At 67.0% G+C, this 20,923-nt stretch carries 23 protein-coding genes and 1 tRNA gene; 7 read left to right on the top strand and 17 right to left on the bottom strand.

From position 1 onward, the window contains the following. Positions 1–78 precede the first annotated feature (78 nt). A complete protein-coding gene (phoU, locus tag AC5RT8_RS15955; protein ID WP_494096696.1) occupies positions 79–741 on the top strand; it encodes a phosphate signaling complex protein PhoU in 663 nt (220 codons plus the stop codon). 84 nt (positions 742–825) lie between these two features. Here phoU and AC5RT8_RS15950 read toward each other — a convergent pair whose 3' ends face one another. Continuing rightward, a complete protein-coding gene (locus tag AC5RT8_RS15950; protein WP_494096695.1) occupies positions 826–1,575 on the bottom strand; it encodes a phosphoglyceromutase in 750 nt (249 codons plus the stop codon). A gap of 153 nt (positions 1,576–1,728) precedes the next feature. Here AC5RT8_RS15950 and AC5RT8_RS15945 point away from each other — a divergent pair, with 153 nt between their 5' ends. Then, the gene (locus AC5RT8_RS15945) at positions 1,729–2,490 is read left to right on the top strand and encodes a class I SAM-dependent methyltransferase (RefSeq protein WP_494096694.1); all 762 of its coding nucleotides are present in this window, start codon (positions 1,729–1,731) and stop codon (positions 2,488–2,490) included. Between the two features lie 105 nt (positions 2,491–2,595). On the opposite strand, the gene AC5RT8_RS15940 is transcribed toward AC5RT8_RS15945, so the two are convergent. Together AC5RT8_RS15940 and AC5RT8_RS15935 are read right to left on the bottom strand one after the other, a co-directional pair. Continuing rightward, the gene (locus tag AC5RT8_RS15940; RefSeq protein ID WP_494096713.1) at positions 2,596–2,919 is read right to left on the bottom strand and encodes a DUF2516 family protein; all 324 of its coding nucleotides are present in this window, start codon (positions 2,917–2,919) and stop codon (positions 2,596–2,598) included. An 18-nt stretch (positions 2,920–2,937) separates the two neighbouring features. After that, positions 2,938–4,083, bottom strand: coding sequence for a trans-sulfuration enzyme family protein (locus AC5RT8_RS15935; RefSeq protein WP_494096693.1), 1,146 nt, complete (start codon positions 4,081–4,083; stop codon positions 2,938–2,940). Between the two features lie 123 nt (positions 4,084–4,206). Here AC5RT8_RS15935 and tmk point away from each other — a divergent pair, with 123 nt between their 5' ends. From tmk to AC5RT8_RS15910, 5 genes are all read left to right on the top strand, one after another. Continuing rightward, complete coding sequence (tmk, locus tag AC5RT8_RS15930) at positions 4,207–4,809, top strand: dTMP kinase (protein ID WP_494096712.1); 603 nt, start codon at positions 4,207–4,209, stop codon at positions 4,807–4,809. Beyond that, the gene (locus AC5RT8_RS15925) at positions 4,806–5,948 is read left to right on the top strand and encodes a DNA polymerase III subunit delta' (RefSeq protein WP_494096692.1); all 1,143 of its coding nucleotides are present in this window, start codon (positions 4,806–4,808) and stop codon (positions 5,946–5,948) included. The genes tmk and AC5RT8_RS15925 overlap by 4 nt, the downstream gene beginning before the upstream one ends. A 67-nt stretch (positions 5,949–6,015) precedes the next feature. Continuing rightward, entirely contained in the window at positions 6,016–7,581 is a 1,566-nt protein-coding gene (locus tag AC5RT8_RS15920; protein ID WP_494096691.1) for an alpha/beta hydrolase, read from the top strand. A gap of 125 nt (positions 7,582–7,706) precedes the next feature. Beyond that, positions 7,707–7,779, top strand: a tRNA-Thr gene (locus tag AC5RT8_RS15915). A gap of 267 nt (positions 7,780–8,046) precedes the next feature. Further along, positions 8,047–8,829, top strand: a complete 783-nt coding sequence (locus AC5RT8_RS15910; protein WP_494096690.1) for a hypothetical protein — start codon at positions 8,047–8,049, stop codon at positions 8,827–8,829. A 346-nt stretch (positions 8,830–9,175) separates the two neighbouring features. Here the strand turns inward: AC5RT8_RS15910 and csrA are convergent, their stop codons facing one another. The 14 genes from csrA to AC5RT8_RS15840 all read right to left on the bottom strand — a co-directional run bounded on the left by csrA (position 9,176) and on the right by AC5RT8_RS15840 (position 20,919). Then, positions 9,176–9,442, bottom strand: a complete 267-nt coding sequence (gene csrA, locus AC5RT8_RS15905; protein WP_494096689.1) for a carbon storage regulator CsrA — start codon at positions 9,440–9,442, stop codon at positions 9,176–9,178. Positions 9,443–9,519: 77 nt separating this feature from the next. Then, positions 9,520–10,485, bottom strand: coding sequence for a hypothetical protein (locus AC5RT8_RS15900; protein WP_494096688.1), 966 nt, complete (start codon positions 10,483–10,485; stop codon positions 9,520–9,522). Then, entirely contained in the window at positions 10,460–12,517 is a 2,058-nt protein-coding gene (locus tag AC5RT8_RS15895; RefSeq protein ID WP_494096687.1) for a flagellar biosynthesis protein FlhA, read from the bottom strand. The genes AC5RT8_RS15900 and AC5RT8_RS15895 overlap by 26 nt, the downstream gene beginning before the upstream one ends. Further along, positions 12,514–13,641, bottom strand: a complete 1,128-nt coding sequence (locus AC5RT8_RS15890) for an EscU/YscU/HrcU family type III secretion system export apparatus switch protein (RefSeq protein ID WP_494096686.1) — start codon at positions 13,639–13,641, stop codon at positions 12,514–12,516. Before AC5RT8_RS15890 ends, AC5RT8_RS15895 begins: the two co-directional genes overlap by 4 nt. Further along, positions 13,642–14,400, bottom strand: a complete 759-nt coding sequence (locus tag AC5RT8_RS15885; protein WP_494096685.1) for a flagellar biosynthetic protein FliR — start codon at positions 14,398–14,400, stop codon at positions 13,642–13,644. Further along, complete coding sequence (fliQ, locus tag AC5RT8_RS15880; RefSeq protein WP_494096684.1) at positions 14,401–14,676, bottom strand: flagellar biosynthesis protein FliQ; 276 nt, start codon at positions 14,674–14,676, stop codon at positions 14,401–14,403. Beyond that, a complete protein-coding gene (gene fliP / locus AC5RT8_RS15875; protein WP_494096683.1) occupies positions 14,676–15,527 on the bottom strand; it encodes a flagellar type III secretion system pore protein FliP in 852 nt (283 codons plus the stop codon). Before fliP ends, fliQ begins: the two co-directional genes overlap by 1 nt. Then, positions 15,524–16,015 (bottom strand): FliO/MopB family protein, encoded by a 492-nt coding sequence (locus AC5RT8_RS15870; protein ID WP_494096682.1) that lies wholly within the window; start codon positions 16,013–16,015, stop codon positions 15,524–15,526. Before AC5RT8_RS15870 ends, fliP begins: the two co-directional genes overlap by 4 nt. Beyond that, the gene (gene fliN, locus AC5RT8_RS15865) at positions 16,015–16,716 is read right to left on the bottom strand and encodes a flagellar motor switch protein FliN (protein WP_494096681.1); all 702 of its coding nucleotides are present in this window, start codon (positions 16,714–16,716) and stop codon (positions 16,015–16,017) included. The genes AC5RT8_RS15870 and fliN overlap by 1 nt, the downstream gene beginning before the upstream one ends. Before the next feature lie 3 nt (positions 16,717–16,719). Continuing rightward, entirely contained in the window at positions 16,720–17,589 is an 870-nt protein-coding gene (locus AC5RT8_RS15860; RefSeq protein WP_494096680.1) for a flagellar motor switch protein FliM, read from the bottom strand. Positions 17,590–17,663: 74 nt separating this feature from the next. After that, positions 17,664–18,476 carry an OmpA/MotB family protein gene (locus tag AC5RT8_RS15855; protein WP_494096679.1) on the bottom strand — a complete coding sequence of 271 codons (813 nt, stop codon included), beginning with the start codon at positions 18,474–18,476 and terminating at the stop codon, positions 17,664–17,666. Next, the gene (locus AC5RT8_RS15850) at positions 18,473–19,285 is read right to left on the bottom strand and encodes a motility protein A (RefSeq protein WP_494096678.1); all 813 of its coding nucleotides are present in this window, start codon (positions 19,283–19,285) and stop codon (positions 18,473–18,475) included. The genes AC5RT8_RS15855 and AC5RT8_RS15850 overlap by 4 nt, the downstream gene beginning before the upstream one ends. Continuing rightward, the gene (locus AC5RT8_RS15845; RefSeq protein ID WP_494096677.1) at positions 19,285–19,584 is read right to left on the bottom strand and encodes a flagellar FlbD family protein; all 300 of its coding nucleotides are present in this window, start codon (positions 19,582–19,584) and stop codon (positions 19,285–19,287) included. Before AC5RT8_RS15845 ends, AC5RT8_RS15850 begins: the two co-directional genes overlap by 1 nt. Before the next feature lie 168 nt (positions 19,585–19,752). After that, positions 19,753–20,919, bottom strand: a complete 1,167-nt coding sequence (locus AC5RT8_RS15840) for a flagellar hook protein FlgE (RefSeq protein ID WP_494096676.1) — start codon at positions 20,917–20,919, stop codon at positions 19,753–19,755. Between the last annotated feature and the right edge of the window lie 4 nt (positions 20,920–20,923).

Genomic DNA, 20,923 nt, shown 5'->3' with positions numbered 1-20,923 from the left:
CGGTGCAGGAGGCATCCCGCCGTCCGCGCCGCCCCGCAGACCGCCTACGATCGACCCGCTTTTTGAGAGGACCCTTCAGTGCGCAAGGTTTTCCAGGCCGAGCTTCACCAGATCGGTGAAGAACTGACCCAGATATCCCAGCTGGTAACGGAGGCGATGCGCAAAGCGACGCTCGCGTTCGAAGGCGCCGATATCGAACTCGCCCAGGACGTGATCGCCGCCGACGCGCGGATCGACTTCCTGCAGAATGACCTCGATGAGCGCGCCATCGACGTCCTGGCGCTGCAGGGGCCCGTGGCCAGCGACCTGCGGATGATTGTGGGATCGCTGCGGATGAGCGCCTCCCTGGAACGCATGGGTGACCTGGCCCGGCACATTGCCCAGCTGGCCCGGCTGCGGTATCCGGCCAACGTGGTGCCGGACAGCATGGTGGACACCTTCCGCGAAATGGCGCAGCTGGACATCCGCATCTCCGAACAGCTATCCGAGCTGCTGGAGACCCGGAACCTGGAGATGAGCAAGGAAATCTACGATGCCAACAGCCGCATCAACGAGCTGCACGCCGGCGTCTTCAAGTCCATTGCCTCCCCGGACTGGAACATCCCTGCCGTCAGCACGGTGGACCTGACCCTGGCCAGCCGCTACTTCGAACGCTTTGCGGACCACGGCGTCTCCGTCACCCGCAAGGTCAACTACCTCGTGACCGGAGAATGGCATCCCCTGTCCGAGTCCGGCGTGTAACGGGTTACCCCGGCAGCCAAGACGCCAAAGGGCGGCCCCGAACGGGGCCGCCCTTTGGCGTTTTTGGCGTCTTTGGTGCAGGTATTACTTCTTGCCCTGGCTGGCGACGGCCTTGATGGAGGCGGCGGCTGCCTCCGGATCAAGATAGGTGCCGCCGGCCTTGACCGGCTTGAGGTCTTCATCCAGTTCATACACCAGCGGGATGCCGGTGGGGATGTTCACCGCAGCGATATCGGCGTCGCTGATGCCGTCCAGGTGCTTGACCAGTGCACGCAGGGAGTTGCCGTGTGCAGCGATCATCACGGTCTTGCCGGTGCGGATGTCCTTGGAGATGTCCGATTCCCAATAGGGCAGGAAACGTTCCAGGACGTCCTTAAGGCACTCGGTGCGCGGCAGTTCATTCGAGTCCAGGTCCGCGTAGCGGGGGTCGTGGGCCTGGGAAAAGTCGCTGTCGTCAGCGAGGGGCGGCGGCGGGGTGTCGTAGGAACGGCGCCAGAGCATGAACTGCTCTTCCCCGTATTCGGCCAGGGTCTGGGCCTTGTCCTTGCCCTGCAGCGCACCGTAGTGGCGCTCGTTCAGGCGCCAGCTGCGCTTAACGTCGATCCAGAGGCGGTCGGCGGCGCCCAGTGCCAGGTTGGCGGTATTGATCGCCCGCTTGAGCCGGGAGGTGTAGAGGATGTCCGGGAGAACGTTGTTCTCGACCAACAGCTCTCCGCCGCGGAGGGCTTCCTCACGTCCGAGGTCAGTCAGATCTACGTCCACCCAGCCCGTGAAGAGGTTCTTTTCATTCCATTCACTCTGCCCGTGGCGCAGAAGGATCAGTTTGTAGGTCATATATGCATGGTATCGGAGAGCGTAAGCGGCAGGGAGGGCGGCAGCCTGAGTCGCAGGGTCGCCGGCCCCTTTCCGGCCTGCCCTGTGTCCGGGCCGCCCGCCGGCGCCCGGTAGCATTGGGTGGTGCAAAAACAGCTGAAACCCGTAGGAACCGTGACCAGGGGAACAACAAACCCCAACAGGCTCCGACGGGTGGACCGCTGGCTGGCAGGACCGGCGCGGTGGCGCCTGCGGCAGGCTGCCGATCCCCTGATCGTGGATCTGGGCTACGGAGCCGCCCCCACCACCGCCGTCGAACTCCACGGCCGTCTCGGCCGGGTGCGCGCAGATGTCGAGGTGATGGGAATCGAGATCGACCCCGCCCGCGTCCGGGCGGCCAAACCCCTGGAACGTGCCGGGCTGAGCTTCCGCCAGGGAGGCTTTGAGCTTCCCGTGGACGGCCGCCGGCCGGTCATGGTCCGTGCCTTCAACGTCCTGCGCCAGTACGCGGAGGAGGACTATGCACAGCACTGGGACATGGTCTGCTCGCGCCTGGCCCCGGGAGGTATCTTCGTGGACGGCACCTGCGACGAAATAGGCCGGCGTGCCACTTGGGTGGAGCTGGACTCCTCCGGCCCGGTGTCACTGAGCATTTCCCTGCGGTTCGGGGCCTTCGAACGGCCGTCCGACGTAGCAGAACGCCTGCCCAAGGCGCTCATCCACCGCAACGTCCCCGGCGAGCGGATCCACACCTTCCTGCAGGCCATGGACCGGGCATGGGAAGAAGCCGCACCGATGGCTTCCTACGGGAACCGGCACCGCTGGCTGGCGATGTGCGAGGCGTTGAAGGCCGGAGGGGTGCCGCTGCTGACCGGGCCGTCCCGCTGGCGGCTGGGCGAAATCACCGTGGCCTGGGACGCCGTCCGTCCCTCATAGCCGCACCGGCGCCGCTCGCCAGGCGGGGCTTAAACACATCCGCCCCGGACGGGCGCAGGCGGCCGTCCGGGGCGGACTTTTAGAAGTATGTGGTGTGTCTCGCGGTTACCAGGGGCCGTACGGACCCTGGTTGCTGTTCCCGCGTCCGCGGGAGCTGCCGATGGCCGGCTTAACATCGGCCAGGTACACGCAGGCGGCAATGACGGCGGCCAGCTGGAACAGGATCAGGCCCAGCCCCGGCACCAGGACGGAGAGCACGCCGACCGCGGCGGCTCCGCCGGTGAGGCCGAGCCAGAATCCCTTGGTCTTCTTGTAGGCACGCTCAAAGTCGGCAGGCTTGCGGCGTGCGCAGTCAAAAAGCGCCCACAACTCAATGCCGAGCGCCACGAGACCGAGCGCCAGGTACAGGTAGTTCTGAATCAGAATCATTGTGCCCACAGCGCTAGCCTACCGTGTAAGTGCCTGCATCAGGTCCCCCCACAGGTCTTCAACATTTTCAATGCCCACGGAAAGCCGCAGCAGCCCCTCCGGAACAGTGTGCGGTTCCCCGGGCTGGCGGCGGCGCCGTTCAATGAGGGATTCCACCCCGCCGAGCGAAGTGGCCGGGAGCCACAGTTCCACGGCTTCGGCGACCTTCTCCGCCGCGGCAGCACCACCGGCAACCTCAATGCACAGGATGGAACCGAAGCCGGCCATCTGCGCGGCCGCCCGACCGTGCCCGGGGTCTTCGGGCAGGCCCGGATACCGCACGTGCGCCACCTGCGGAAGCGCCTGCAGCCGGCGGGCAAGTTCCATGGCCGAGGCCTGCGAGCGCTCCATCCGCAGGGCAAGGGTGCGCAGGCCCCGCAGTGCCAGCCACACTTCGAACGGTCCGGCCACTGCCCCGTGCAGGGAGCGGTAGCGGAGCAGGCGGTCCCTCAGTTCGGGATGGGAGGTGACGGCGGCGCCCAGGACGACGTCGGAATGCCCGGCCAGATACTTGGTCACCGAGTGGACGACGACGTCGGCCCCGAGGTCCAGGGGGCGGGTCACCAGCGGAGTGGAGAACGTGTTGTCCGCAACCACCAAGGCACCGGCGGCGTGAGCGGCTTCCGCCAGCACTGCGATGTCCGCTACCTCCAGCATGGGATTAGTGGGGCTCTCCACCCAGAGCAGCGACGCGCCGTCGAGCTGGGCGATGACCTCCTCCGTCTCGGCAATGTCCACGGTGCGCACGGAAAACCGTCCGTTGGCGGCTTCTTCGGCGGCCAGCAGCAGTGACCCCTGGTAGCTGTGCCGCGGCATCACCACGACACCGCCGGCGGGAACCAGTGAAAGGGCAGCCATGACGGACGCCAGCCCGGACCCGAAGACCAGTGCCGGAAGCGCCGCTCCCTCAAGTTCGGCGAGGGCCTGCTCGAAGGGATCCCAGGTGGGGTTCGAGTACCGGCCGTACCCCCGCTCCCCCGGTACAGGCGTCCCGGTGCCGAAGTACGTGGAGGAAAGCACTATCGGCGGATTCACCGGCGCATCGTGTTCGCGGGGCGGGCGCCCGGCGGAAACAACGAGGGTATCGGGGGAAACAGCGTGCCCGTGCGGGGAAGTGTGGCTCATAAGGAACAGCGTAGACCGCCCGGGACCGGAGCACTGGAACGGCTCCGGCCTCCCAGCCGGACTAGGTAGGCTAGGCGGGTGAGCAATTCTAATCTCCCTGAACCCCGCGGCCTGTTCGTTGCCATGGAGGGCGGAGACGGCGCCGGGAAATCCACCCAGGCGCAGCGGCTGGCAGCCGCACTGCAGGAGGCCGGGCATTCGGTCCTGCGCACGCGTGAACCGGGCGGCACCCCTGTGGGCGAACAGCTCCGCGCGTTGGTCCTGGACCACGGCAACGGCGACATCGATGCGCGGACCGAGGCATTGATCTTCGCCGCCTCCCGCGCCGCGCATGTCCAGCAGGTCATCGAACCGGCCCTTGCCGCCGGATCCGTGGTGGTCTGCGACCGCTACGTGGACAGCTCCGTCGCCTATCAGGGCGCCGGCCGGCAGCTGGGTGCCGAGACTATCCGGAAGCTCAATGGCTGGGCCACCGGCGGCCTGGAGCCGGACCTCACCGTCCTGCTCGACGTCGACCCCGAGCGCGGGCGGGACCGCCGGACCGCCGGCCAGGCTCCCGAGGACCGGCTCGAATCCGAACCGGACACCTTCCACCTGCAGATCCGCCTGGCGTTCCTGGAGGCCGCGCAGGCAGCTCCGGGCCGCTATCTGGTGCTCGACGCCGGCCGGCCCGTGGAGGAACTTGCCCAAGCCATCCTGCACCGCGTGGAAAAGCTGCTGCCGTGAGCGTGTGGGACGACCTGCAGGGGCAGGACCCGGTGGTGGCCCAGCTGCGCCGCGGCGCAGCCGAGGAACGCCCGAACCACGCCTGGCTGTTCACCGGTCCGCCCGGTTCGGGACGCTCCAACGCGGCCCGGGCATTCGCTGCGGCACTGGTCTGCGAGCAGCAGGACCCGCAACTGCGCGGCTGCGGCCAGTGCAAGGCCTGCCGCACCGTGATGGCCGGCTCGCACGCCGACGTATCCTCCGTCACCACGGAGAAGGTCACCATCAGCATCGATGAGGCCCGCGACCTCGTTCGGAAGGCCCAGGACAAGCCGTCCACGGGCCGCTGGCGGGTGATCATCGTGGAGGATGCGGACCGGATGCAGGAGCGGAGCACCAACGTGCTGCTCAAAGCCATCGAAGAGCCGCCGCCGCGGACCATCTGGCTGCTCTGTGCCCCCAGCCCGGGCGACGTCCTGGTCACCATCCGGTCCCGGTGCCGCCCGGTGGGGCTGCGGCTGCCGCCGGTGGAGGACGTAGCGGAACTGTTGGTCCGGCGGGACAACATCGAACCGGACGTAGCGCTGCACGCGGCCCGCGCCGCGCAGAGCCATATCGGCGTCGCCAAACGCCTCGCTACCGACGAGGGCGCCAGGCAGCGCCGTGACAGCATCGTGCGGCTGCCGCTGTCGCTGCGGAATGTCTCCGGAGCCATGAAGGCCGCCGCGGACCTGGTGTCCCTGGCCGAAGCGGAGGCCGCCAGTTCCTTCGAACAGCGCGACGCCGCGGAAAAGGAAGCACTGCTGGCCTCGCTGGGCGCGCAGGAGGGCGGCACCCTTCCGCCCTCGCTGCGCAGCCAGGTGAAGCGGTTGGAGGAGGACCAGGTGCGCCGCGCCAAGCGGTCCAAGAATGACTACTTTGACCGGGCACTGACGGACCTGCTCTCCTTTTACCGCGACGTGCTGATGATCCAGCTGGGCAGTTCCGACACCCTGGTGAATGAGGGGATCCGCCGCGAGCTGGACGAGTTCGCAGCTTACGGTTCTCCGGAACAGACGCTCATGCGCATGGAGGAGATCAATACCGTACGGCGCCGCCTGGTCACCACCAACGTCGCACCGCTGCTGGCGATCGAAGCAATGGCGCTGAGCCTGCTGTAATGTCCAGTTATCCCCCGCCTTCCGCCGGTCCGGCCGGTCCGCGCACCAAGCCGCTCCAGGAGTAAGAATGACCACCGCCACCGCACGCCGCCGCTTCCCGCGGCTGGCCGCCGCTGCCGCATCGGTGGTGCTGCTGGCAGCTTCCACTGCCTGCACCCCGGATTCCGGGCCGGGCACCGAAACACCACGCGGCGGGGACACTGCCACGACGGCTCCCGCGGACGTCATCGGAGACGTGCCGGATGAACTGATGGAGTTCTACAGCCAGGACGTGAGCTGGTCGGAGTGTGAAGGAGACTTCCAGTGCGCCACTGTCACCGTTCCGATGAACTATGCGGACCCCGGCGCGTCCACGGTCGAGTTGTCCATCATCAAGGCGGAGGCGGATGACGAGGCCCGCGGCACCCTCCTGATCAACCCCGGGGGCCCCGGCGGATCCGGTTACGACGTGGTGGGGCAGTCCCTGGAAAACATCACCAGCGACCGCCTGCGGGAGAACTACAACGTCCTGGGGTTCGATCCGCGCGGCGTCGGACGGTCCACCCCGGTTCGGTGCCTGAGTGATAAGGAAACGGACGAGGCCCGGGCCGAATACATCGATGCCAGCACTCCGGAGGGCCTGGCCGCCGCACGGATAAGCGCGAAGGAGTTCGCCGATGCCTGCGCGGCGGAAACCGGTGAACTGCTCGGTTTCGTCGACACGGCCAGCGCTGCCCGCGACATGGACATCCTGCGGGCCGTTGCAGGCGACGCAAAGCTGAACTACCTCGGCTTCTCCTACGGCACGTACCTCGGCGCCACCTATGCGGAGCTCTTCCCGGAGAAGGTAGGGCGGCTGGTGCTCGACGGCGCCCTCGATCCCGCGGCCACCAACGAGGAAATCACCCTCGGCCAGGCGGCCGCGTTTGAGAAAGCCATCCGCGCCTATGTCGAGGACTGCGTGACCGGCAGCGGCTGCCCGCTCGAGGGCAGCGTCGAGGACGGCATCGCGACCATCCAGGACCTGCTCGCCTCCCTCGAGGCAAGCCCGATGACCGCCGCGGATGGACGCCCCGTCACCGTTTCCACCTTTGTCAGCGGATTCATCCTCCCCCTGTATGACGACCGGAGCTGGCCGGTGCTTTCGCAGGCGCTGGAACCGGCGCTGGAGGGCGACCCCACGCTCATGCTCCGCCTGGCGGACATCAGTGCCGACCGTGCCGAAGACGGCACCTACAAGACCAACAGCACCGTGGCGTTCAACGCCGTCAACTGCCTGGATTACCCCATGGAGACCGACGACGCACAGATGGCCGCGGACGCGCGCGAGCTGGAATCGGCGTCGCCCACCATCGGCAAGTACCTGGCCTACGGCGGCATCACCTGCGAGGCCTGGCCCTACGCGCCGGTAAATGAACCGCATGCCATCAAAGCCTCCGGCGCGGCCGACATGCTGGTCATCGGAACCACGGGCGATCCCGCCACTCCCTACGAATGGTCCGAAGCGCTTGCCGAACAGCTGGAGTCCGCGGTGTTGGTCACGTGGGAAGGCGAAGGCCACACCGCCTACGGACGCGGCAGCCAGTGCATCGAAGACACCGTGGACAACTACTTTGTGGACGGGACCGTGCCGGAAGGCGACAAGGTCTGCTGACGCGGTGCCCTGCCGGTTCCGGCAGCCGGCCCGGCTGCCGGTACTGCGGCGGTTTTGACCCGCACCGCCGGTACGTATAAAGTAGTTCCTTGTGGATTCTGGCCGGTAACGGACAGTTGAAGCCCGCCTCCTTAGCTCAGTTGGTAGAGCGTCTCACTCGTAATGAGAAGGTCGCCAGTTCGATTCTGGCAGGAGGCTCAGCTAGACCCCCGGCACTCACGTGCCGGGGGTTTTCTGTTGCCCCGGATAGTGGCCCGGGAACCTTCACCGCACATTCCGGCCCCGGCGGCAAGCTTCACGGGGCATATTCCGGTGCCCGGAACCCAATCCGCTGCATCACCGGGCTAATCTGCACCGCGCACCCCAGATCCCTCCCGCTCCTGTTCCTGCTCCCGGCCCCGCTGGCTACTGTTTCTGCCCGGGGTGCACAAGCGAAATGAACATAACCGGCGAGAGGTCCCTCCCATGAAATCATCGAAACTGCTCCTTGCCCCGGCTGTCCTATTCGGCGGGCTGCTGCTCTCGGCAGCTCCTGCCGCCGCGGAAGACGGTTCCTGGCAGGCCGAGCTGGCTCCGGCCAACAACAGCGGAACCACCGGCCAGGCCCAGATCCACGTCCACGGAAACGAGGCGACTGTCTCCCTGGATATCGCCGGTGCCGCGGAAATCTGGCAGGGGGCCCCGTTCCCCCACACCCAGCACATCCACATCGGCGGCTCCGGGGTGTGTGCCGGCCCCGGTGCGGACGCGGACGGCGACGGCGTCGTCAGTTCCCCGGAAGGTGCTCCGCTGACCGGGCAGCCGCGCGTTTCCCTCACCCTGACCGGCGATACCGGTCCGGGATCCGCCGCTGCCGTGGACCGGTTCCCGGGCGGCGGAGCCTACCGTTACGAGCGCACCGTTGCCTTGGACGCGGAGACCATGGACGCACTCCGGGCGGGCACTGCAGCGGTGGAAGTGCACGGAGTTGATCCTGCCCGCCTGCCGGCCGCAGCGCAGCAGAAGCCCAGCCCGGAGGATCCTTCCCTTCCCCTGGCTGCCACGCTGCCGGCGGCCTGCGGCACCCTGTTGCCGGCCCAGGTTGATGCCATGCCGCGCGGCGGAGCAGCCGCGGGAGTGGAGGGGGCAGCAACTGCGGACGGTGCCTCAGCCGGGAACCCTGCCGCAGCTGCCGTGGCCGGTATGGCATTGGCGTTGGCGGCCGGCACCGGCCTGGCTGCACGGAGCAGGGCCCGCAGGCACGGCTGACGGTCGACAGCGCCGGCGGGTCGGGTTGTGGAAACGCTGCGGATAAAATCCGGCTTCCTTGCGGATAACTTGAGGGTTTCCTGTTGGCCGCGGTTCTATTCTCGGGACTGGAAACCGAGCCGGCGAACGCCGTGCAGCCGGTTCCCCGGGGCTGGGCACCGTGCGCACAGCGCGGCATCGCCTAGCCGCCGGCCCTTGATCCGCCCGGCCGTCCCCGGGCAACAAACCGGGAACCCCCGTCGTTTTCCCCAAGAAACGGCGGGGGTTTCTGTTGTCCGGGGGTAAATACCGGGAGGGTCGGCTCGCTAACGCGCCGGCCTGGCAGGCCAGACGCAGGGCCGCCCGGTCAGGAAGCGGGCAGGTCGTTTTCCGGTGGAAGCGCCCTGCCTGCCAGCAGCGCCTTGATGCGCTCTTCAGCGTCCGGCACGGCCGACGCGCTGGCAGCCACATTGGCTTCTTCCACGGCCCGCAGCACTTCATGGCGCTGGATCTTGACGCCGCGGGGAGCGTCGATGCCGATGCGTACGCCGTCACCGCGTGAATCCAAGACGGTGATGACTATGTCATCTCCGATCAGGATCTGCTCTCCGGACCTGCGTGTTAGCACCAGCATCCGCCCACTCTACCCCACGCCGGGGCCGTTGCCGCGTGCCTGAACGGCCCGCAGTGCGGGGGCCGGCGGCCAGTGCCTCAGAGCACCGGTACGGGCGAGGGGCCGCCGTCGAGCCAGCCGATGGGCAGGCCCAGCGCGTTGACGGACTGCGGGGTACCGGTGGTGTCGATCCCCTCGACGGCAGCGGCATCCACTGCCGCGGCGGAACGCACCGCACCCACCCAGGCTGCCGTGTCTTCCGGCTTCCGGCCTGCGTCGACCGCCACCCACACCTGATCGGCGGCGAGGGCGGAAATCAGTGTTGAATGCCTGCCCATCTCGGTGCCGGAACGACCCAACCCGTAGGCGAGGAAGATGCTGTGGCCCGCCATCACGCCTGCTGCACGCGCGGTTGCGACGGCACGCCGGTCCGCTGCCCGGCCCACGCCGTCGGTTTCCAGGACTCCAGCCACACGGACGGCTGCCGCGCCCGCGCCGGTGAAGTCCGCCATGGACCGGCAGACTTCCAGCGCGTCGTCGCCCAGGCCGACCACCATCACCAGGTCTCCGGCGCCGTCGAGCGGGGCGGGAGCCGGTTCCGGGCTCCGGGGTTCCAGGCTCTGGTTGATCCAGCCGGAATTCCGGACCGGGGCAGGGACCGGGACCGGGCTCTGGGCCGGCGTGCCGGTGCTCGCGGCCAGGGTGTCCATCAGTTCCGCGAACGCGTGGGACCCGGTGGAGACGGCGGGCGGGGACGGGGCCGCTGCGGGAGCGGGGCGCAGGCCGGATTCGACCCGCTCCGCTTCTTCGAGCAAGGCCGAAATTCCCGCCTTGCCGGACACGGTCCGGCTGGGCAGGTCCGGTTCCACGGGAGCCCGACGCCGGCCGCTGGGCGGCAGCTCCACAGTCACTTCGTAGTGCTGGCGGGACAGGAAACCGCCAATCCCGCCCACCGTCACCTTTTCCGCGGCAATAATCCTTGCCCGGGGGCCGTGCTCGGCCAATACCTGGGCTTTCAGGGCGTCAAGCGACGGCCCTTCAAGCTGAAATCGTCTCGGTTCCACGCACCACCCCTACAGTCTCGATACCGACATTACCCGCTGTCGCCTCCTGATAGGACAGCACCGGCACCCCGCCGGACTGCGCGGAAACCAGCCGCCGAACCGCCGGACGCAGCGCCGGGGCGCAGACCAGCACGGCGCTGTAACCGGCGTTCTCTGCCGCAGCCACGGCATTCTTCAATGACGCCAGCACGGCATCGACCCGTGCGGGGTCGAGCAGGATCTGGCTTCCCTGGTCCGACGGCCGCAGCGCTTCGAGCATGGACTGCTCCAACGCCGGGTCAATCATGATCACTCGCAGGACCCCGTCGGCGATGTACTGGGCGGCCAGCGCCGGTCCCAGTGCCGTCCGGGCCGTCTCGATCAGCCCTTCCGGATCCGCCGAGACCTTGGCCCGCAGCAGCAGCGACTCATAGATCCGCGGGAGGTCATTGATCGGGATCTGTTCCGCCAGCAGGCCCTGGAGCACGCGCTGCACCTCGGCCAGGGAGAGCACATTGGGGATGAGTTCGTCCACGGCGGAGGGGTTGACCAGCTTGACCCCTTCGGTCAGGACACGGACGTCTTCGCGGGTGAGCAGGCGGGCAGCGTTGGCGCTGATCACCGCGGAAAGGTGGGTGACCAGCACGGAGACCCGGTCGATCACGGTGGCCCCGGACATCTCGGCGGCGTGCTGCATTTCCGCGGGAACCCATTTCCCGGCCAGGCCGAAGACTGGTTCCACCGTGGCTGCGCCCGGCAGGCCGTCCAGGTGGTCCCCGAGGGCCAGGATCCTGCCCGCAGGGGCGTCTCCGCGACCGGCTTCCACGCCGGCAATCCGGATGACGTAGGTCGACAGGGGCAGGTCCACGCTGTCGCGCGTGCGGACCGGTGGAACCACAATACCCAGCTCCATGGCGATCTTGCGGCGCAGTGACCGCACCCGGGCCAGGAGATCATCGGATCCGCCGGTGACAATGTCCACCAGGTCGGGTGCCAGCAGGATTTCCAGCGCATGGACCCGCATCTGTTCGATCAGGTCCTCCGTGGTCTCGGAGGCGGCGGGAGCATCCAGTGCCGCCTGCGCGGAGTCCAACTCGGCCTGGTCGGTGGCTTCCTTTGCCTTGATTTTCCAGGAGATAAAAATCAACAGGGCACCGATGGCGATGAAGTAGAGCTTCGGCATGCCGGGGATCAGGGCCATCACGATGGCCGCGGCGCCGGCAATCATCAGCGCGTTGCGGGACTGGCTAAGCTGCGCGCCGGCGGTGGATCCCATGTCCGCCTCGGCGTTGGACCGCGTGACGATCATCCCGGTGGACACGGCCATCAGCAGCGCCGGAATCTGGGTGACCAGGCCGTCGCCGATGGTCAGCAGGCTGTAGGTGCTTACCGCTTCACCGACGGACATGCCGCGCTGAATCATCCCGATGGCGATGCCGCCGATGAGGTTGATGATGATGATGATCAGCCCGGCAATCGCATCGCCCTTGACGAACTTCGAGGCACCGTCCATGGCACCGTAGAAGTCCGCCTCCGCGGAGACCTCGGCCCGGCGTTCCCGGGCCTGGGTGTCGGTGATCAGGCCGGCGTTGAGGTCCGCGTCAATGGCCATCTGCTTGCCCGGCATGGCGTCCAGCGTGAACCGCGCCCCGACTTCGGCGACACGTTCGGCGCCCTTGGTCACCACTACGAACTGGATGACGACCAGGATCAGGAAGATTACTGCGCCGATGATCAGCGAGCCGTTCACGGCAACGTGCCCGAACGCTTCGATCACCTGCCCGGCGTACCCCTCGCCCAGCACCAGCCGGGTGGAGGCCACGTTCAGGCCCAGCCGGAACAGGGTGGCGACCAGCAGCAGGGACGGGAACACCGAGAAGTCCAGCGGTTTGCGTACGAACATGGTGGTCAGCAGGATCACCAGCGCCAGCAGGATGTTGATGATGATCAGCACGTCCAGCAGCGCGGCGGGGACGGGTACCACCAGCAGCAGGATGATGCCGATGACCCCGACGGGGACGGCGAGTTTCAGGAGGTTGCGGTTGCGGTTCACGACGCGGCCTTACGGTGTTGTGGGGTGGTTCCGGGTTCGGGTGGTGCGGCTGCCATGGTGTGCATGCCCCGGGCGGCGCCGCGCCGCTTCAGGGCCATAACAAAGGCGAGGACCCGGGCCACGGCATTGTAGAGTTCCACGGGAATCTCGGCGTTCAGCTCGCAGGCGCTGTGCAGGGCACGGGCCAGCGGGATGTCGGAGACCATGGGCACACCCTGCTTCTCGGCCTCCGCACGGATCCGGGTGGCAATGTGGTCTGCCCCCTTCGCCACGACCCGGGGTGCGGATTTGCCCGGCTCGTACTTCAGGGCAACGGCCACGTGCGTCGGGTTGACCAGGACGACGTCGGCATCCGCCACGGCGGCGATCATGCGGTTCCGGCTCATGGCCAGCTGCCGGGACCGCCGCTGCGACTTGATCAGCGGATCGCCGTCGCTGTTCTTGTTTTCATCCTTCACTTCCTTCTTGGTCATCCGGGTCCGTTTCCGGTTGCGTTTCATGACCACGAAGATGTCCGCCGCGGCGAGGACCAGGCCGGCGGCGACGGCGGCCTGCAGCAGCAGGGCGGTGCCGTTTCCGGCAGCTTCCAGGACGGCGGAGACCGGCAGACCCCCGGCCGACATCAGCACCGGCATCAGTTGCTGGATCACCGCGTACAGGACCAGTCCCACTACGGCGGTCTTGAGCAGGGATTTCGCGCCGTTCCACAGGGCCTGGGTGCCGAAAACGCGTTTGAGCCCGGTGACCAGGTTGAACTGTTCGAACTTGCCCTTGAATTTCTTCACATGGATTCCGCCCTGCACGGCGGCAGTGAGCAGGACGGCGGCGGCAACCACCCCGAGCAGCGGGCCCAGGATGAAGGCCAGGGTGCCCAGCCCCTCGTTCATCTGGGCGAGGGCGAATTCCGGATCGGGGTTGGCAATGGTGGTGGCCACGCCGGCCAGGATCCCGCCGGCCGCTTCGGAGCCGCGGGAGATCGTCAGCGGCATCATCAGGGCGGCCGCGCCCACGCCCACCCAGGCAGTGAGGTCCTCCGACCGCGAAAGCTGGCCTTTGGACCGGACCTCCTTCATCCGTTTGTCGGTGGCCTGCTCGGTCCGCTCCCCCGAATCCTGTTCCGGCATTTATCCCACCCCCGTCAGCGCGCGTTCGATGGTGGAGACCAGCCCGGACACGATGCGGGGCAGGGCCAGGAAGACAACCGACGCCAGGGACAGCGTCAGCAGGATCTTCAGCGGGAAACCGAGGGCAAAGGCGTTCAGGGCCGGAGCCACGCGGGTCAGCAGGCCCAGGCCGGCGTCCGCAAGGAACAGGACCACCAGAAGCGGACCGGCAATCTGCACCGAGGCCAGGAACATCTGCGATACCGCTGCCGCCAGGGCGGACACCGGCTCGGACAGGTCCAGCCCGCCGGTCAGCGGCAGCGCCCTGAAACTGCGCAGCAGCCCGCCGATGATCAGCTGGTAGCCGTCCGAAGCGAAAAGCAGCGCCAGGGCGGTGATCTGGAAGACGCGCGTGAACTGGGCGCCGTTGACCATGGACTGCGGATCGAAGGCCTGGGCCAGCTGGAAGCCGCCGAAGGTATCGATCAGGTTGCCGGCGGACTGCACCGCCGAGAACACCACCATGACGAGGAATCCCAGCACGAAGCCCACCAGCAGCTCCATCACGATGGCCATGAAGAACGCCCCGGTACCCAGCGCGCTGTACCCCTCGCTGACCTGCGGGGCGATGGCCAAGCCCAGTCCCAGCCCGAGCATCGCCTTGATCCGCGCCGGAAACGCGTTGTAGGAGAACGGCGGGGCGATGATGAGGAAGGCGACCATCCGTACCGAGGCCAGCAGGAACGCCTCGATCCAGTCCTGGTCAAGGGTGATGTTCATTTAGCCGCCGCCGAGCAGGGACGGGATCCTTGCGAACATTTCGTGGGTGAAGGACACGATTTCCGAAATCATCCAGTGTCCGCACACCAGCAGCGCGATGGCTACGGCAAGTGCCTTGGGTACGAAGGAAAGCGTGACTTCCTGGATCTGGGTGATGGACTGCAGCAGCGAGATGGCAAACCCCACCACAAGCGCGGTGATCAGCACCGGGGCCGAAAGCTTGGCGGCAACCCAGAGTCCCTGCATGGCAATGTCCAGGACGGCGGTGGTATTCACTAGGTACCGCCGGAGTAACTGTTGACCAGGGACGTGATGATCAGTCCCCAGCCGTCCACGAGGATGAACAGCAGGATCTTGAACGGCAGCGAGATCATCACGGGCGGGAGCATCATCATGCCCATGGACATCAGCGCCGCGGACACCACCAGGTCGATGACGAGGAACGGCACGAAGATCACGAACCCGATGATGAACGCCGCCCGCAGTTCCGAGATCATGAACGCCGGGATCAGGGTGGTCAGCGGAACGGACTCCGGGCTTTCGGGGTTTTCCTGCCCGGCCGCCCGGGTCATCAGCGCAATGTCCTCTTCGCGGGTGTGCGCGAGCATGAACTGCTGCAGCGGCCCGGAACCGGTGTCCAGGGCGGTGTCGAAGGTGGTCTCGCCGTTGAGGTAGGGCTGCACGGCAATGGTGTTTATCTCGCTGATCACCGGCGCCATGATGAACAGCGAGAGGAACAGCGCCAGCCCCGCGAGGACCTGGTTCGGCGGGATCGACGGCAGCGACAGTGCGTTGCGGGTCATGGCCAGCACCACGAAGATCTTGGTGAAGGAACTGAGCATCAGCAGCAGGGACGGCGCCACCGAAAGCAGGGTAATGCCGATCAGCGTGGTCACGGCCGTGGAGGGCCCGCCGTCCTGGCCGTTAATGTCGATGCTCAGCCCGCCGCCGTCGTCGGGCTCGGCAGGAGCGGACGGCTCGGCAGGGGCCGAGGGCGCCGGCGGATCAAAGGTGGTCGCGTGCCCGGCGGCAGCCCCCAGCAGGAGCAGGGCAGCCACGGCGAAGAACAGTGCAGCGGCCGCGGTAAGTGCGTGCCGTTTCCCGCGCACGTCGACGGCGGCGCTCACCTTTCGCGTCCCCGGCGCAGGGCCGCGCCGGCCTGGCGCCAGGTTTCGGGGGCAAGAATGGAGCCGGCCATCACGGATTTTGCCGGTACGGGCGCCATGGTCGGGAGTGCGTGGGCTCCGCGTCCGGTACGGCGCGAGGGCAGTGCGGAATACGGGTCGGGGCTGCCGGGGCCGGCCGGGGAGGGTTCGGCGGTTTCGGCTGCCTTGAGTGAAGCAGCGAAACCGGCGTCGGATTCTGCCGGAAGGTCCACGGAGTTGAGCAGGTTTACCGATCCCTCGGCCACCCCGAGCAGGAGACGCTTCCCCTCGGTTTCCACCGTGACGAGGGAGGTCTTGGGGCTCAACGGCTGGCGGCCGATGATGCGCACGGCGGGCTGGGCCGTTCCCCCGCCCACGGTGCGGCTAAAGCGGCGCTGCAGGAACCACAGGAGTCCGAGCACGGCGCCGAGGGAAACCAGGACACGGAGTCCCAGAAACAGTGTCTCCACTAATTGAGCCCCTCGACCACGTCCAGGATTTTCGTGATCCGCACGGCGTAGTCCTGGTCAATGACGACTACTTCACCGTTGGCGATCAGCCGTCCGTTCAACAGGATGTCGGCGGGTGCGCCTGCGGAGCGGTCCAGCTCCACGACCCGGCCGGGTTCGAGGTTCAGGACGTCGCGCACGGACATGCGGGTGTGCCCGATCTCGACCGTCAACGCCATTTCAATGTTGTTGATGCGGCCCATCTTGCCGATGATCGACGGGTCCGCGGTTCCCGCAGGATTGCCCGGGGTGTCCCGCAGGCGGATAGCGAACCACCCGGCGGTGCCCTCGGGTGACCGGAGTTCGAAGACCACGCTGTCCGGGTCCGCGAAGAGGGCGGATGCGTCTTCCGTGCGGGCCTCGCCGAGCACGCCGACCCCCAGTGTGGCGCTGGCGGCCTCGAGCGAGGGACGCAGCACGTCTGCGGCCGAGACGAGCGCCGAGTCGGTGCCGGCGACGTCGGCCAGGGGCGAGGAGCTGTCCAGGACCAGCGCGAGGTCCGCCGATTCGGTGCCCACGAAGGACGCCGTCACCGCTGTGGCGGCGTGCGACGCCGGGACGCCGGCGCCGTTGTGCGGGATGGGTTCCAGGACAAGGGGGGTGGGCAGGCCGCGGACCAGAGCGGAAACGGCGTCGGCGTGCAGGCTGTGGGGGCTGGACATGGGTTACTTCTCCTCGATACTGACGATGCTGCCGGCAAGACGTGACCCGCTGGCTCCGACGGCGGCCTGGGCCAGGGTCTGTCCGTCAACAGTGACGTTCAGCGGGCGGTGGCGGGGGTGTCCGAGATTCAGGACGTCCCCTACGGCTAGGTTGAGCACCATCGCCGGTTTGACCACGATGGGTTCCAGCTGCAGGCACACTTTCACGGGCACGTGCGTGAGCTGCTGCTGGATAAGTTCCGCCGGCGTGGCGTTGGTGGACTGGGCTCCCAGCGGGTCAAGCTGCGGCAGCAGGGCGGCCGCGGGAATGGCCACCGTGGCGGGGGCAGTGGTTTCACCCACCACCATCTCGAACGTGGCCACGATCATGGGGTCCCCGGAGGCGGCTGCCTGGGCAAACTGCGAGTTGTACTGGACCGAAGACAGCATCAGGGGGGCCGAGAGCAGGTGTCCCAGGGAATAGTGCAGGTCCTCTACGGCGTCATCCATGATCTTGCCCAGCAGGGCCTGCTCGATATGGGTGAATTTGCGTTCCGGGGCCGTCTGGAAGCCGGTGCCGCCGAGCATGTGCCCCACCCAGGACAGTGCTGCGGCCATGGGGAACTGGATGACGGCCTTGGCGGAGGTGGTGGCAATGTTGAAAAGCACCATGCCCGTGTTGTCCGGGAGGGAAGCGGCGTATTCGTCGTAGCTCAGCACCTGGACTTCCTCTGAGGTCACCTGCGAAAGGACCCGTACCTTGGCGGTCAGCTGCGTGCCCCACTGGCGGGCAAAGGTGTCGAACGCCATTTCCAGGACACGTGCATGCTCACGGGCCAGCGTGGTGGGCCTGCTGAAGTCATAGACCTCTACGGGCTTTGCTTTCGCGGGCATGGCTAAGGAAGGTGAATCTTGGACCATCACACCCCGCACTATCGGCACGTGCACCGGCTGTGTAAGGAGAGCTGCTAGGTGCCTGCCGCGTCCCCGCGCTCCGCCACGATTCCGGGGATGAGTGAGCGGACGTCTTCGCTTTGCCCGGACAGGACCACTATGTCCACCCGCCGGTTCTGCGCGCGTTCAGCGGCGTCCCGGCCCGGGGTCAGGGGACGCGATTCGCCGTAGCCCACTGCCTTGATCTGGTCCTGCTTCACTCCCCCGCCGGAAACGAGGTAGCGCAGCACGTTCACGGAACGGGACGAGGACAGTTCCCAATCCAAGGCGTCGTCGGCGAACTGGCGGACCTGGGCGGTGTGGCCTTCCACCGAGACCTGGTAGGTGGTGGGCGCCAGCGCGGGACCCACTGTGTCCAGCACCTCGACGGCCTGGTCGGTGAGGTCGGCCAGATCCGGAGCGAAGAACATATCCGAGCTGACCAGGCGGATGGTCAGGCCGCGCTCATCCATTTCGAAGCGGACGGCCTCATCCAGGCCCTTTTCCTGCAGCCCGGCGTGAATGGCCTCCTGCAGTGCGAGGAGGTCATCGACTTCCTTCGCGGCCAGGGCCGCATCCGGCTCGACGGTTTCCTCGCTGTCCACCTTCTCGGGAGGCACGACGATGCCCACGGCAGTGTCCACCGTATTGCTCTCCTCGGCACCGAACCCGGTGGCCAGGGATTCCTTGAGCTGTTCGAACTTCTTCTGGTCCACCGTGGACATTGCGAACAGGACAATGAACATGCACATCAGCACGGTGACCATATCCATATAGGAGGCCATCCAGCGTTCGTCCGGGTGCTCGTCCTCCTCCTGCTGCTTGGGGCGCCGGCGCTTGGTGCTCACGCTGCGTCCTGGACCTTGTCTGCGGCGTCGTCCTTGTCCGCCTTGTCAGCCTTGCCGCCCAGGGCGTGGGCGGGAACCATGGCGCGAAGCCGCTCTCCGAGCAGGCGCGGCTGGCTGCCGGCCTGGAGGGCCAGGACACCTTCCATCAACAGGTTCATTTCATCCGCTTCGAGGTCCGCCAGCCGCTTGAGCCGGGTACTGATCGGCAGCCAGATGAAGTTGGCGGAAAGCAGGCCCCAGAGGGTCGCAACAAAGGCAGTGGCGATCATCGGTCCCAAGTGGTCCGGGGTGGAGAGGTTCTCCAGGACGTGGGTCAGCGAGACAACCGTTCCGATAATGCCGATGGTGGGCGCATAGCCGCCCAGTCCGTTGAAGAACTTCACTGCGATCTTGTCCGTGGCCGCCTTCGTAGCGATTTCGTCTTCGAGCAGCGTGCGCAGCTCCTCGCCGTCGGTGCCGTCGGCGATGTTCTGCAGTGCCGTGCGCAGGAAGGGGTCTTCGACTTCGGCGGCGTCCTGCTCGAGGGAGAGGAGACCGTCGCTGCGGGCCTTCTCAGCCAGCAGTACCACCCGGTCAATGGTCTCCTGCGGATTGGGGGTCTTGCCCGTGAAGGCCCGGGGCAGGGACTTGAAGGACAGGATGAAGTCTTTGAGGGTTCCCCCTGCCAGCCCCACCGCAATGGTGGCACCGAAGACGAGGATCATTGGCGCCGGCAGCAGGAGCGCGGACACGTGGGCGCCTTCAAGGGTGATCATGGCGTAAAGCGACCCGAAGGCGAGGACTAAGCCGATAATTGTTGCTGGATCCATTAGTCGTTCCTAGGGCGAAGGGGCACTGTCTTGCTGGTGGGAGCCTTATCCGGGGCCGCGGGAACAGCATCGGGTACGAGGCCCAGGGTCCGCGCCCTCGGCGGGATGTCCCGCGCCATGGAAATCACCTGTGCCCGGTAGGCCGCGATGCGGTCAATGACATCCTGCATGCTCTCCGTCACGATGTATTTCGCGCCGTCGACCATGACCAGGGTGGTGTCCGGATTGGAGTGGATCCGTTCGATCAGGTCAGGGTTGATCGCGAACTGGGCATCATTCAGACGCGTAAGAACAATCATTGCCCCGTCCTGGCTGGATCCGCAGGACTCAGATAGGCCCTCACCCCTACTCTCGGCCGCTGCGGCGCCGTCGTTAGGAAGCTGCACCGGGCAACTGCATCCGGGGGCACCGGACGCACAACGGCCCCGCCTGCAGATGCTGCAGCCGGGGCCGTCCGGTAGCGGAGGCTAGCGCTTGAGGTTGGTCAGTTCCTGGAGCACTTCATCTGAGGTGGTGATGATGCGGGCGTTGGCCTGGAACCCGCGCTGGGCCACGATCAGGTTGGTGAATTCCTGGGAGAGGTCCACGTTGGACATTTCCAGCATGCCGCTGCCGATGCCGCCGGCACCGGCCTCGCCGGGTCCGGCGATCACGGGCTCGCCGGAGTTCACCGTAGCCGTGTAGCTGGAGTTTCCGGCTTTTTCCAGGCCCGCGGAGTTGGTGAAGGTGGCGACGGCGATGCGGGCCAGGGCCTGCTTGGCACCGTTGGTGAAGGAACCGATCACGGTGCCGTCCTTGCCGATGGAGAAGGACTCGAGCGTGCCGGCGCTGCGGCCGTTGCTGGTGACGGAGGCCGTGTTGACGCCGGCGTAGCTGGTGAGCCCGGTGAGGTTCACGGTCACGCCGTCCACGGTAATGGTGTCGGCGTTGGCGTCGGGCTGGGCGCCGTTGCCGAAGGCCAGGTTCACCGGTTCCCCGTCCTTCGCGCTGACGCTCCAGCCGTCACTGGTGCGGGTGAAGGTCAGGGGAACCACCGAGGTGTTGCCGTTGGCGTCGTACACGTCCATGTCGCGCACAATAGTGCCGCCTTCAGGCGTTTCGGAGGGCAGGTTGCCGGTCATGGCCGCTTCGTTGGTAGCCGATGCCGGGACGATGGCACCGTCGGGCAGGACAATGTTGCCCACTGCGCCGCCGGTGTTCAGGGTGCCGTCTGCGTTGGCGGTCCAGCCCTGGACGATGCCGCCGTCCGTGGAAACCAGGCGGCCCTCTCCGTCCACATTGAATGCACCGGCGCGGGTATAGGTGGAGGTGGTGCCCTGGCGGGTGATGAAGTACCCCTCGCCGTTGATCATCAGGTCCTCGGCCCGGCCGGTGGCCTGTGCCGAACCCTGCGTGAAGTTGGTGGTGATGCCGGAAACCAGGACGCCGAGACCCACCTGCGCCGGGTTGCCGCCGCCGTTGTTGGCGCCGGGGGCCGTGGCTCCCTGGGTCAGCTGGGACAGGGTGTCCTGGAACTGGACGGCGTTGGCCTTGTAACCCGTGGTGTTCACGTTGGCGATGTTGTTGCCGGTGACATCGAGCATGGTCTGGTGCGAGCGGAGTCCGGAGATACCGGAGTACAGGGAGCGAAGCATGATG

This window comes from Arthrobacter sp. Ms25 (assembly GCF_059090365.1).
The sequence above is the reverse complement of the archived record's forward strand: the minus strand, read 5'-3'. Positions and strand labels throughout refer to the sequence as shown.